The organism is Candidatus Neomicrothrix sp. (assembly GCF_035329545.1).
Lineage (GTDB): Bacteria > Actinomycetota > Acidimicrobiia > Acidimicrobiales > Microtrichaceae > Microthrix > Microthrix subdominans.
The window spans coordinates 12,716-24,976 of sequence record NZ_DAOLGP010000010.1 but is presented as its reverse complement, the minus strand read 5'-3'; the positions used below and the strand labels follow the sequence as shown (position 1 = coordinate 24,976).

Sequence of the window (12,261 nt, the reverse complement as noted above, 5' to 3'; positions counted from 1 at the left end):
GCCGAGGGGAACAAATTCCCCCCTCTTCTCCTCGGCTCTGTCAACCGACGGTTACGTCCCCCCGTACCGCGGTTCCCACTGAAGGGCCGGCCCCCCCGCTGGCCCTTCAGTTCTTTTTGGGGTCGGATCGGGTGGACAAAGCCCGATCCTTCATGGTTCGCACGAATGGTGTCGTCGCTTGCTTAGGCCTCGGGGACGCAGGGCCCTCGCCCCAGTTGGTTGAGGCCCCGGAGGTCGCCGGGACCGAAGTCCGTGACCAGCGCGGATCCGCGTGGGTTCATGATCTCGCTGGGATCGTCGACGTGGTCGAGGCCGACCAGGTGAGCGGCCTCGTGCTTCACCACGGCGACGGCCTCGGCGCGTCCGTTAGGGGAGTAGTCGAGGATGCCGGCGATCTGGGGCCCGTCCAGCGCAATGACACCGGAGACGTAGACGTCCGTTTGCTGCACGGTCCCGTCGGTGGCGGACGGGGTTTGCACCTTGAGTCGGGTGCCACCGGCGAACCCCACCACGTCGTCGGCCAGGCGTGGTTCGGCGGTCGGGTTGGTCCAAGCGATGACAACGGGTGACCAGCGGCCGTCTGCGCCTTTGACGGTCTCGCTGACGGTCGACAGTGCGGTGTCGGTCCGCCCCAGCGGTTCGAAGACCAGCCCGGTGGCGGCGCTGACGTCCGTCAGCGCGTCGACGATCACTTTGTCGCCTCCCGGCGGCGCATCGGCGTCGTTCACCAGGTAGCGGATCGTTCGGCATGGATCGAAGGCGACCGGTTGATCGGAGGTGGGTTGCCGGGCAAGAAACCGATAGTTCCCTGCTTCGGTGGGTATCGGCGGCGGTGTGCCGAGCGGTTTCGGGTCGCCGGCCGGGTTCGGAGCAGGTGTCGGCAGGTCGATCGGGTCGGCCTGCTGAACGACCGCGTCGCCTCCCGCCCATCCAACGGAGGCGGGCGTCGATCCGGCTCCGTCCGCTGCGGCCTTCCCATCGGTTCCCCGTCGCTCGAGCGGGTTGGTGCCGGCGGAGACCGTCATGATGAGGAGGGCCGCCCCCGACGCGAGGAGCGCTGCGGCGGTGGCGAAGGCCACCCGGCGCAGCCATGGCCGGCGTCGGGCTGGCGGCTCGTCCGAGAGCCTCTCGTCGGGCCCGTCGTCAGATCCTTCGGCTGTGCCCCAGGCACCCCGGACCCTCGGCGCCGACTCGTCACCGCTTGTGTTCAGCCGTTCCTGAAGTGCGTGCTTGCGTTGCAGGCGGTCGGCCTGCCGCTGGCGCTCCTCTGCGGAGAGCTCGACGGGCGCTTGCGTCTCGGGGGCGGGGGAGCCGGAGGGACCCGTCGGGTCCGCCCGCCACCGGGGATCGTCTGGATCGGGGAGTACCACGCCCTGGACCCTACTGGGGTGCTGGGTTCGTCAGTCGACTACCCCTCCCTGGCAAAGCCCGGGTGGGGTAGTCGGTCTCGCCGGTCCTGAACCATGGCGAAGAATCGGGGGGCGTGCTGACTTGGAGCGTCATAGGGTTGTCCACGTGGACCGTCTGAGCCGTCTCGTTTCCCGCATCAGGTGTTGTGATCAGCCGGATGCGGTCACAGGCGTGACTGTGTCCCCAGGAGGCGGCAGCGGCGAGGTCGCTGTGACCTGGGTCCCCTCGCCTGCCAGCCAAGGCGTCACCCACTACCGCGTGTACCTGCAGCGGGGCACTGGAACACGCTGGCACTTGGCTGACGTGACGAACGAGGCTCTCGGCAAGATTCAACCTGGTCGGCTCGGGCTCATCGACGCTCCTGATTACTGGCCGTGGCCGACAGGCGGCGTGCCGAGTCCTCGCTGTTATGTGGTAGCGGCGGTTGCACGAGGCATAGAGGGCCCCACCTCTGTGGCCACCTGCGGTTCACCACCCTGACGGAGCGCGAGCGGGTGGGTTGTATGTGCTGAGGCCGAGCCGGGGCGCGGAGTCTCAGATCTCGGGGGTGCAGGGCCCCCGACCCAGCTCGTTGAGGCCCAGGAGATCCCCTGCGGCGAAGTCGGTCACCCCGGCGCTGTTCTCGGGGTTCATCAGCTCGGTGGGGTCGTTGACGTGCTGGAGCCCGACCACGTGGCCCAACTCGTGGAGCACCACAGCCCGGGCGGCCGCGACGCCCTGCGGGCTCTCGCGGGCGATCATCTCGATCTGCGGGCCATCGAGGGCGATCACGCCGGTGACGAAAATTGCGGTGGTCACGCGTCGCCCGTCGACGTCGACGTCGTCGACCTCCAGCCAGGCGCTACCACCCTGCCCAGCGACTGCGCCAGCGAGGTCCGGCTGCTGTTCGGGCGTTGTCCAGCCGATCACCACCGGGGCCCATTGGTCGCCGTAGCGATCGGGCTGGTAGGCCTCCCGCTTCACGTCCGGCGCCTCGTCAGTTGTACCTGAGTATTCGAACACCAAGCCGGTAGCGGCGCTCGTCGCATCGATCGCCTGGGCGAGCATGACGTCGGCTCCGGGCGGGGCCGCCGCGTCGTTGACGACGTAGCGGATGGTGCGGCACGGGTCATACGTCACCGGCTTATCGGGGGCGTCGGGTCGCATCTGCACAAACGCGTAGCTGCCGCCGGGTTGTGGCCGTGGCGGCGGGTTGCCCAGCGGAGTGTCGCTGGCGTCGGATGGAGGAGAGGGGCGCCCCTCCGCCGTCGTTCGCTGGCCGAACACCGTGCCGGATCCGGTCCAACCGATGCCGCCCGCACCCGAGTCGCTCCAGCGCTCGGCCGTGAGCACCCCGGCGACGAGCGCCACGACGGCGAGCATGGCAACGAACCGGTTTCCCGATCGCCGTTGGCGCCGTCCTGCCCTGCGCCGTCGTTGTCCCCTGTGGCCCGAGCCGGCATGGTCATCCGCATGCGCCCCGAACTCGGCGTGGACTTGGCGTCGGTACGCGTCGAGGCGTTGTTGCTCGGCGAGCCGTTCGGCCAGTGCGCGCTGGCGCCGCATACGCTCCGCCGACTGCTCATCGGGGGGCCAGCCGCCTCCTGGTGGGGTCATGGTCACCGGGGCAAGGCTACCGAAGGCGGTTGCACACCGGTCCTCGCCCGACCGTCCGTCGAGCACTTCGGGCAATGAACGCCGGACCGTTCGGGTAGCTTGCCACCGATGGCTGCTACACCTGATCGGTCCGACCCCGCCCCCGACGCCCCTCGTGGGGCGGCGTTCTTTGACCTCGACCGAACGCTGCTGCGCGGTGCCTCGGGCCGTGTCTACGGCGAAGCGCTTCGCCGGGTGGGTCTGGGCCCTCGCCGCACGGCGATCGAAGATGTCGTCTTCGGCATCTTCGACACGATCGGAGAGACCCTGCCCGCGATGTTCATCACCCGTCAGGGCGTGCGGGCCACCAAGGGCTGGCCCCGGGCCAAGGTGCGCGAGGCCGCCGAGTGGGCCGCCCCGCACCTGGTCGAGATCCTCCAGCCGTGGGCTCACCAACTCTTCGACGAGCATCGGGCGGCCGGCCGTCCGATGGTGATGGCGACGACCACCCCGTTTGACCTGGTGGAGCCCTTGGCCGAAGCGCTCGGCCTCGACGGCGTGATCGCCACCCGCTACGAGGCCGTCGACGGCAAGTTCACCGGCCGGGTGGACGGCCATTACGTATGGGGGCGGGGCAAGCTCGAGGCGGTGGCCGACTGGGCCGAGGACCACGGCGTCGATCTCGACGCCAGCTACGCCTATTCGGACAGCTACTACGACCAGCACCTGCTCGGCGCTGTCGGCCATGGGGTGGCGGTCAACCCCGACCCGCGCTTGGCGCTGCTGGCGATCGCCAAGGGGTGGCCCCAGATTCACCTGGACGCACCGCCCGGGGTGCCCAAGTTTCTCGGCGTCGAGCCCCAGCAGGTGTTGTTCCAGCTGGTGCGTAGCGAGTTCTTCCCCTACGTGCGCTTCGACATCGATGGGGTCGACCTGTTGCCCAAGGAGGGTCCGGCGCTGATCGTCGGCAATCACCGCTCCTACTTCGACCCGATCGCCGTCGGGGTCCTTTTGGCCAAAGCGGGTCGTCCGGTGCGCTTCCTGGGAAAGAAGGAGGTGTTCGACGCCCCGGTGGTCGGCGAGTTCGCCAAGGCGATGGGCGGCATCCGGGTGGAGCGGGGCAGCGGCTCCGACGAACCGTTGGCCGCCGCCGAGGAGGCGTTGGCGGCGGGGGAGGTGGTGGCGCTGATGCCTCAGGGCACCATCCCGCGCGGTCAGGCGTTCTTCGATCCCGAGCTCAAGGGCCGTTGGGGGGCCGCCCAGTTGGCCAAGGCGTCCAAGGCGCCGGTGATACCCATCGGCGTGTGGGGCACCGAGCACGTCTGGCCCCGCAGTTCCAAGCTGCCCCACGTATGGAACGTCTTGTCGCCGCCGACGGTGCGCCTGCGGGTGGGCCGCCCGGTCGACCTCAAATACCGCTCCCCTGCGCGCGACACCGAGCGCATCATGGACGCGCTGGTCGACCTGTTGCCCGCCGAGGCCCGCCACGCGTACGAGCCCAGCGAGGAGGAGCTGGCCTCCACCTATCCCTCGGGACGGATCGAGACCGACGGCGACCATGAGGCCGACCGCCGGCCCGGCACCGACTGACGAACCACCGATCAGTCATTGAGGCGTGACCTAAGAGGAGTGTGATGGCCAAGACCGCGTTTCTGCATCCGTTCGCTCGGCCAGCCGCCGATGAGTTCGTCAACATCGTGCGCGGTGAGGGCGCCGCGGTGTGGGACGACGACGGCAACCGCTACGTCGATGCCATGGCCTCGCTGTGGTATTGCCAGGTGGGCCACGGTCGACTCGAGATCGCAGAGGCGGTCGCCGCGCAGATGGGTGCGCTGGAGGCGTTTCACACCTTCGAGATGTTCACGAACGACCCTGCCGAGCGGCTCTGCGCGGCACTGGCGGAACGCTCGCCGATGCCGGACACCCGGGTTTTTCTCACCGACTCGGGCTCCGGGGCGGTGGAGACAGCGCTCAAGCTCAGCCGGCTCTACTGGGCGTGGCAGGACCAACCCGAACGACGGGTGGTCATCGCTCGTCAACGGGCCTACCACGGGGTTGGCTACGGCGGCACCACCGCGCAGGGGCTGCCCGCCAACCGCGAGGGGTGGGGCGAGTTGTTGGCCGACGTCGTGCACGTCGAGGCCGACGATCTGGCCCAGGTGAAGGAGCTGTTTGCCGCCTACGAGGGCCGCGTCGCCGCGGTGATCACCGAGCCGCTCCAGGGCGCCGCAGGCGTGTACCCTCCCCAGCCCGGTTACCTGGAGGGTCTGCGGGCGTTGTGCGATGAGCACGGCGCTTTGCTCATCTTCGACGAGGTGGTCAGCGGTTTCGGCCGGCTCGGTCACTGGTGGGGAGCCCAGCGCTACCAGGTGACCCCCGACCTCATGTGCTTCGCCAAGGGCGCCACGTCGGGCTATCTGCCGCTGGGCGGCGTGCTCACCAGCGAAAAGGTCAACGCCGTGCTCGAGGCCGACGACACCCGCATGCTGCGCCACGGCTTCACCTACTCGGGGCACCCCACGGTGTGCGCCGCAGCGCTGGCCAACCTGGCGATCATCGAGGATGAGGGCTTGCTCGAGCGGGCGGTTCGCATCGGCGACCGCCTCGGCCCTGCGCTCGGTGCGCTCGTGGACGAGGGCCTGGCCTGCGAACTGCGCGGGACCGACGGCGTGTGGGCGCTGGGCCTGGGCGACGGGGTGACCCCGGCGGCGGTGCGCGACCACATGCTGGCCGCTGGGGTGATCCCCCGGCCGATCCCGGCGTCGACCGTGGCGTTCTGCCCACCGTTGGTGATCGGCGACGACGACCTCGACCTCATCGTCGACACCACCCGCAAGGCGCTGGCCGACCTGGCCGAAGCGCAAGCCTGACCGTGGGCGCTTCGACGGGTCCCAACCCCGGAGATGCGACGGTCAGGGCCATGCTGGCCGATGCCGAGCTGGCACCGTTCTGGCTGAGCCGTCCGGAGGTCCCGCTGCCGCCCCAGCCCCCGCTTCGGGGCCACCACCGGGCCGATCTGGTGATCATCGGCGCTGGTTTCACCGGCCTGTGGGCGGCCCATCAGGCGCTGGACGGCGACCCGGGCCGTGACGTGTTGGTGATCGATGCCTCCGGCCCCGGCGATGGGGCCTCGGGGCGCAACGGCGGGTTTTGCGACTCCTCGATCACCCACGGCACTGCCAACGGCATGTCGCACTGGCCGGACGACTACCCCACGCTGCACCGGCTGGGAAACGAGAATCTCCAGGGACTGCTCGCCGATCTGGAACGCCACGAGATCGACGCCCGCTGGGAGCCGGTCGGTGAGCTGGACGTGGCCAACGCCCCGTGGCAGCTGGAGGACCTGCTCGGCGGGGTGGCGTTGTTGGAACAGGCGGGGGAGCGGGTGACCGTGCTCGACCGCGACGCCGTGCAGGCCGAGGTGGCCTCGCCGACGTTCGTCGGTGGCATCTGGCGCCACGACAACGTGGGGTTGCTCGACCCTGGACGCCTGGTGGCCGGGTTACGGGCGGCGCTGGTGCGGCGCGGTGGACGTCTGGCGGATCACACCTCAGCCGAGGGGCTGGAACGCACCGACGCCGGCGTGGCGGTGCGGGGGCACGGGCTGCGGGTGGAGGCGGGCAAGGCGCTGGTGGCGACCAACGCGTTTCCCGGCCTGGTGCCCGCCATCCGCCACCAGGTGGTGCCGGTGTACGACCACGTGCTGGTGACCGAACCGCTCACCGCCGCACAGCGCCAGTCGCTGGGCTGGGCCAACCGCCAGGGCATCGGCGACGCCGCCAACCAGTTTCACTACTTCCGGCTCACCCCCGACGACCGGGTGCTGTGGGGCGGCTACGACGCCATCTACCACTACGGCGGCAAGCTCGGCCCGGCGGTGGAGGCCAACCAACCCACCGAGTCGATGCTGGCCGCCCAGCTGCTGGGGTGCTTCCCGCAGCTGGAGGGCGTGCGCATCAGCCACCGCTGGGGCGGGCCGATCGGCACGACCACCCGGTTTGCGTTCACGACGGGCTCGCGCTGGGACGACCGCGTGGCCTGGGCGGTGGGCTACACCGGGCTGGGGGTGGGGGCGACCCGGTTCGCCTCCAGGGTGGCGCTGGACCTGCTGGCCGGCGCCGACACCGAGCGCACCCGGCTGGCCATGGTGCGCCGGCCGCCGGTGCCGTGGCCGCCGGAACCGGTGCGTTGGGCGGGCATCACGCTCACCCGACGGGCGATCGCCAAGGCCGACCGCAACGATGGGCGCCGCGGGCCCTGGCTTCGGCTGCTCGATGCCGCCGGGGTCGGCTTCGACAGCTGAGGTGGTGCGAGGGGTTGGCTACCGGGCGCCCCAGGCGTAGGACTGCTTCTCGAGGTGGAGGTAGGTGAACACCTCGGTGCTGACCACGCCACCCAGCATGCGCACCCGGGTGTCGAGCAGCTCCAAGAGATCGGCGGGTCCAGTGCACACCACCTCCAGCAGCAGGTCGAAGCGGCCGGAGGTGACCACGACGTAGTTGAACTCGACAACCTCGGCCAGCTGCGACGCCAGGGTCTTGAGGTCGCCGGTGGCCCGGACCCCCACCATGGCCTGCAGTGTGAACCCCAGGCGCAGCGGGTCGGTGATCGCCACCACCTCGATCACCTTGGAATCGGTCAATCGCTGCACCCGCTGGCGCACGGCGGCCTGCGACAGGCCCACCTCAGGGCCGAGCTGGGCGTAGCTCATGCGACCGTCCAACTGGAGCTCGCGGATGATCGCCTTGTCGATCTCGTCGAGCTGCACCTGACCGGACGTGCCGTTGTCGTTCACCGGATCGTCCACGTTGCAATGTCGGTCATGCAGAAAGCGCCCCCATCGACTCGGTCAGCGCGGTTCGGATCACGTCCGCGATCAGATCGAACTCGTCGGTGCCGGCCACCAGCGCCGGCGACAGCTGGAGGACGGGGTCGCCGCGATCATCCGCCCGACAGATCAGTCCCAACTCGAAGAGTCGAGGGGAGAGCAGCTTGCGCAGCAGACGCTCGCCCTCAGCCGCACTGAACGTCTCCCGCGTGTCGCGGTCCTTCACCAGCTCGATCGCATAGAAGTAGCCCATGCCCCGGACGTCACCCACCACCGGCAGGTCGGTCAGGGTGTCGAGTGCGGCCCGAAACTCGTCCTCGTGCGACCTGACCCGACCGTTCAGGTCCTCGGCCTCGAACAGGTCCAGGTTGGCCATCGCCGCGGCGCAGCTCACCGGATGCCCACCGAAGGTGATGCCGTGCATGAACATGGAGCCCTCCTCCAGGAACGGCTCGGCCACCCGATCCGACACCATCACGCCGCCGAGCGGCGCGTACCCGGAGGTGAGACCCTTGGCCATGGTGATCATGTCGGGTTCCGAACCCACCCGCTCGGCACCGAAGTAGGCGCCGAGGCGGCCGAAGGCGCAGATCACCTCGTCGGACACCAGCAGCACGCCATAGCGATCGCAGATCTCCCGCACCCGCTGGAAGTACCCCGGCGGTGGCGTGAAACAGCCACCCGAGTTCTGCACGGGTTCGAGAAACACGGCGGCCACGGTGTCGGCACCCTCGCGCAGGATCGCCCGTTCGATGTCGTCGGCGCACTGCAGGGTGCACGCCGGCCCCGAGGCGCAGAACGCGCATCGGTAGCGGTTGGTGTTCTCCACGTGGATGCCGCCGGGCACGAGCGGTTCGAACAGGCCGCGGATTTCGGCAACACCCGTGAGGGACAGCGCCCCCATCGTGGTGCCGTGGTAGGCGGTCTGGCGGGCGATCGCCTTGTAGCGGTTGGGCTCGCCCCGGGCAGCGTGGTACTGGCGGGCCAGCTTCCAAGCCGACTCCACCGCCTCGCCGCCGCCGGTGGTGAAGAACGCCCGGTTGAGGTCACCCGGGGCCAGGGAAGCCAGCCGGGCGGCCAACTCGATCGCCACCGGGTGGGTGTAGCTCCACAGCGGAAAGTAGGCCAAGGCCTCGGCCTGCTCGGCCATGGCGGCTGCGATCGAGGAGCGCCCGTGGCCTGCGTTCACCGTGTACAGCCCGGCCAGGCCGTCCAGGTAGCGCTTGCCGTTGGCGTCCCACACGTAGCAACCCTCGCCCCGGTCGATCACGGCGATCTCCGACGGGTCGGAGGGGGCAAGCTGGGAGAAGTGACCCCAGGTGTGACGGGCGGACAATTCCTGAAGTTCGCTGGCTGAACGTGACACGACGCTCCTTTGCGGGCAACGTTGGATGGGTTGCGCCCCGCACGATTGGGCTGGGCGCTGACATGGGTTGAGGCTGCAGCCGGTGGTGCCCCGGCAGCAGCTAACCGGTTGTTCGCCGGGCGCGTAGCCCGGCGATGCCCAGGAAGATCAGGCTGATGATCAGGATGGCGGTGGCCAACACGTTCACCTGGGGCGGTAGCCCGTTCTTGACCGCGGCGTTGACGTACAGCGGGTAGGTGGTGGTCGAGCCGGCGTTGAAGAACGTGATGATGAAGTCGTCGAGGGACAGCGCAAACGACAACATCGCCGCTGCGATGATGCCGGGCATGATCATCGGCAGCGTGACCTTCCAGAACGTGCGCCGGGGGTTGGCGCCGAGGTCCATCGAGGCATCTTCGAGCGTCCAGTCGTGGCCTCGCACCCGGGCCCGCACGGTCAGGGCGACGAAGCTCACTTCGAAGCCGATGTGGGCGATGACGATCGTGCCGAACCCTCGGTTCCAGCCCAGGTCCAAAAACAGGGTGAGCAGCGAGGCGCCCATGACCACCTCGGCTGCGGTCAGCGGCAACACCAGAAACGTGTCGAGCGTTTTGCGGCCCACAAACCGCTGCCGCACCAGTGCGATCGCCACGAAGCTGCCGAGGATCACCGCAACGAACGTCGACACCGCTGCGATCTCGAGGCTGTTGCGCATCGCCTTGGTCAGCTCTGGGTAACGGAACGGGTCGGTCCAGGCATCCAGGCTGAACCGTTGCCACGTGAGGTTGAACTTGCCCTGCGGCTTGTTGAACGAGAACAGCACGATCACGAAGATCGGTGCGAAGAGGAACAACAGCACCAGCCCGGCGGACAGCCTCAGCAGCACCTCGCCGATCAGGCCGAAGCGCCGCGGGCGTGCGGGGGTCACGTCGGGCGCGATCGGCGCCGATCCTGCCAGCTCGCCGGTGCCCTGCTGCACAATGCCTTGGAGCGACATCAGACCAGGTCCTCGGTGCCCAGGGCCCGGGTGTACACCAGCACCAGGGCGAGCACGATCGCCATCAGCACGAACGACATCGCTGCCGCGGTCGGGTAGTCCTTCACCACGAGGAACTGCTTTTGGATGACGGTGCCCATCATCGTGGTCTTGGTGCTTCCGAGATAGTCGGCGTTGATGAAGTCGCCGCTGGCGGGGATGAAGCACAACAGGCTGCCGGCGAGCACGCCGGGCATCGACAGCGGCAGGATCACCTTGGTGAAGCCGCGACCCGCCGAGGAGTACAGGTCCCTGGACGCCTCGACGAGGCGGGGATCGATCTTCTCCAGGCTGACGTAGATCGGCAGCACCATGAACGGCAGGAAGTTGTAGACCAGCCCGCCGACCACCGCCCACGACGTCGAGAGGATGCGGCCCTCCGGCGGCAGCAGGCCGACCGTGCCCAGCGCCTCGACGATGAAGCCGTCGTCGGCCAGGATCGTCTTCCAGGCGATGGTACGAACCAGAAAGGTGATGAAGAACGGCAGGATCACCAGGCCGAGCATCAGGTTCTTCCAGCGCCCAGCCTTGAACGCCAGCACGTAGGCCAGCGGGTAGGCCAGCACGATCATGATCACCGTGGCAACGGTGGCGTACCCGAATGATCGCCCGATCTCTGCTCGGTACTGGGTGAAGGCCGACGAGTAGTTGCCCCACTCCCAGCCGAACTTCTGCACGGGCAGGTACACCGAGCCCGTGTTGGTCGACAGCGAGGTCTTGAACAACGTGAAGATCGGGATGACGAAGAAGATCATCAAAAAGATCAACGTCGGCGCGATCATGGCGTAGGGAACCCACCTGGCGGTGCGGCGCCCGCTGGACGCGGTGCCGGCCATCAGGGCCTCGTCGCCGTGATCGAGCGTTGGTGGGTCATGTGCTCAGCCCCCGGTGACCTTGGCGTAGGTCTTGACCATGGCCGCCTCGTCCTCCTCCTTGAGGGGAGGCCAGGCCTGCACCCGGTCCAGCACCTCCTGTGAGGGATTGACCAGCGGGTTGTCGACCAGTTCGGGGTTCACCTTCGCCAGTGCATCGTCCATGTCGCTGAGCACGGGGATGTACTGGACGTAGTCGGTGAGCATGGCGTAGTTGTCCTTGTCGTAGACAAAGTTCATCCAGGCCTCGGCGCCGTCGAGGTTCTCTGTTGTGATCGGCGCCACCATCGTGTCGATAAACATGGTGCCGCCGCCCTCGGGCACCACGAACTCGATGTCGGGGTTGTCCGCCTGCAGCTGAGCGACGTCGCCCGAGTACACCTGGGCGATGACCACGTTGCCGTTCGTGAGGTCGTCCTGGTAGTCGTTGCCCGTGAACCGCCGGATCTGCCCATCCTGGTTCTTCTCGGCCACCAGGTCGGACGCCTGCTGCACATCCTCGACGGTGACGTCGGCCAAATCGACGCCCTGGGCCAGCATGATCATGCCCAGGCCGTCCTGCATGTCGGACAGCATCGACACCCGGCCCTTGAACTTGGGGTCCCACAGGTCGTCGACCGAAGTGATTTCCCGGCCGGTCTCGGCCTTGTTGTAGGCCAGGCCGGCGAACCCGGTGAAGTAGGGCATCGAGTAGACGGCTCCCGGGTCCCAGACCCCCTCGATCAACTCGGGTCGGACGTTCTTCATGTTCGGGATCTTGGCGTGGTCCAGCTTGGTGAGCCACCCGAGGCTGATCAGGCGGGCGGTCATCGAGTTGGTGGGGATCACCAGGTCGGCGCCGATGTCCTGGCCGGCGGCGAGCGCGTCCCTGTTGGCGGCAAACCAGGTTTCGTTGTCCTGGAAGTTCTCCTTGTAGTCAACGGTGTATCCGGTCTCCTTTTCGAACTTCGCGTTGAAGCCCTCGGCCATGTACAGCGGCCAGTTGGAGATCCGCAGCAGCTTGCCGCCCGAGTTCTGGTCGCCGCCTCCATCTGAGGAGGACGTCTCCGAGTCGCCGCCGCAACCGGCCAACAGGCTCGGTCCCAACAACAGGCCGCCACCAAGCGCGGCGCCACCACCCAGGAACCGTCGTCGTGACCACTGGGCTTGGGCGAGTCGGCTGGTGGCATCGGTTGGGGTGGGGCTCATGAGCGTT

General features: G+C 68.4%; 10 protein-coding genes. 3 read left to right on the top strand and 7 right to left on the bottom strand.

Annotation, left to right across the window (positions count from 1 at the left end; translation table 11 throughout):
* Window positions 1-182 precede the first annotated feature (182 nt).
* The gene (locus PKD89_RS07725) at window positions 183-1,370 is read right to left on the bottom strand and encodes a hypothetical protein (protein ID WP_289012474.1); all 1,188 of its coding nucleotides are present in this window, start codon (window positions 1,368-1,370) and stop codon (window positions 183-185) included.
* A gap of 574 nt (window positions 1,371-1,944) precedes the next feature.
* The gene (locus tag PKD89_RS07720; RefSeq protein ID WP_289012500.1) at window positions 1,945-3,006 is read right to left on the bottom strand and encodes a matrixin family metalloprotease; all 1,062 of its coding nucleotides are present in this window, start codon (window positions 3,004-3,006) and stop codon (window positions 1,945-1,947) included.
* A gap of 108 nt (window positions 3,007-3,114) precedes the next feature.
* On the opposite strand from PKD89_RS07720, the gene PKD89_RS07715 reads away from it, so the two are divergent.
* From PKD89_RS07715 to PKD89_RS07705, 3 genes are read left to right on the top strand one after another with little or no spacing between them, the layout of a single operon-like run.
* Window positions 3,115-4,575, top strand: a complete 1,461-nt coding sequence (locus tag PKD89_RS07715; protein ID WP_289012475.1) for an HAD-IB family hydrolase — start codon at window positions 3,115-3,117, stop codon at window positions 4,573-4,575.
* Between the two features lie 44 nt (window positions 4,576-4,619).
* Entirely contained in the window at window positions 4,620-5,855 is a 1,236-nt protein-coding gene (locus tag PKD89_RS07710; protein WP_289012476.1) for an aspartate aminotransferase family protein, read from the top strand.
* Window positions 5,856-5,905: 50 nt separating this feature from the next.
* Complete coding sequence (locus tag PKD89_RS07705; protein ID WP_289012477.1) at window positions 5,906-7,288, top strand: NAD(P)/FAD-dependent oxidoreductase; 1,383 nt, start codon at window positions 5,906-5,908, stop codon at window positions 7,286-7,288.
* A gap of 18 nt (window positions 7,289-7,306) precedes the next feature.
* Here the strand turns inward: PKD89_RS07705 and PKD89_RS07700 are convergent, their stop codons facing one another.
* From PKD89_RS07700 to PKD89_RS07680, 5 genes are all read right to left on the bottom strand, one after another.
* A complete protein-coding gene (locus tag PKD89_RS07700) occupies window positions 7,307-7,792 on the bottom strand; it encodes an Lrp/AsnC family transcriptional regulator (protein WP_287379391.1) in 486 nt (161 codons plus the stop codon).
* A gap of 13 nt (window positions 7,793-7,805) precedes the next feature.
* Complete coding sequence (locus PKD89_RS07695) at window positions 7,806-9,179, bottom strand: aspartate aminotransferase family protein (protein ID WP_289012478.1); 1,374 nt, start codon at window positions 9,177-9,179, stop codon at window positions 7,806-7,808.
* A gap of 100 nt (window positions 9,180-9,279) precedes the next feature.
* Window positions 9,280-10,155, bottom strand: coding sequence for an ABC transporter permease (locus tag PKD89_RS07690; RefSeq protein ID WP_287379393.1), 876 nt, complete (start codon window positions 10,153-10,155; stop codon window positions 9,280-9,282).
* The gene (locus PKD89_RS07685) at window positions 10,155-11,030 is read right to left on the bottom strand and encodes an ABC transporter permease (protein ID WP_287379394.1); all 876 of its coding nucleotides are present in this window, start codon (window positions 11,028-11,030) and stop codon (window positions 10,155-10,157) included. Before PKD89_RS07685 ends, PKD89_RS07690 begins: the two co-directional genes overlap by 1 nt.
* Before the next feature lie 42 nt (window positions 11,031-11,072).
* Window positions 11,073-12,254, bottom strand: a complete 1,182-nt coding sequence (locus PKD89_RS07680; protein ID WP_289012479.1) for an ABC transporter substrate-binding protein — start codon at window positions 12,252-12,254, stop codon at window positions 11,073-11,075.
* Window positions 12,255-12,261: the final 7 nt, after the last annotated feature.

Bases quoted from the DNA above. Each gene is read 5' to 3' on its own strand.
- PKD89_RS07680 (WP_289012479.1), bottom strand. From the start codon at position 12,254: ATGAGCCCCACCCCAACCGATGCCACCAGCCGACTCGCCCAAGCCCAG.
- PKD89_RS07685 (WP_287379394.1), bottom strand. From the start codon at position 11,030: ATGGCCGGCACCGCGTCCAGCGGGCGCCGCACCGCCAGGTGGGTTCCC.
- PKD89_RS07715 (WP_289012475.1), top strand. From the start codon at position 3,115: ATGGCTGCTACACCTGATCGGTCCGACCCCGCCCCCGACGCCCCTCGT.
- PKD89_RS07710 (WP_289012476.1), top strand. From the start codon at position 4,620: ATGGCCAAGACCGCGTTTCTGCATCCGTTCGCTCGGCCAGCCGCCGAT.
- PKD89_RS07705 (WP_289012477.1), top strand. From the start codon at position 5,906: ATGCTGGCCGATGCCGAGCTGGCACCGTTCTGGCTGAGCCGTCCGGAG.
- PKD89_RS07690 (WP_287379393.1), bottom strand. From the start codon at position 10,155: ATGTCGCTCCAAGGCATTGTGCAGCAGGGCACCGGCGAGCTGGCAGGA.
- PKD89_RS07720 (WP_289012500.1), bottom strand. From the start codon at position 3,006: ATGACCCCACCAGGAGGCGGCTGGCCCCCCGATGAGCAGTCGGCGGAG.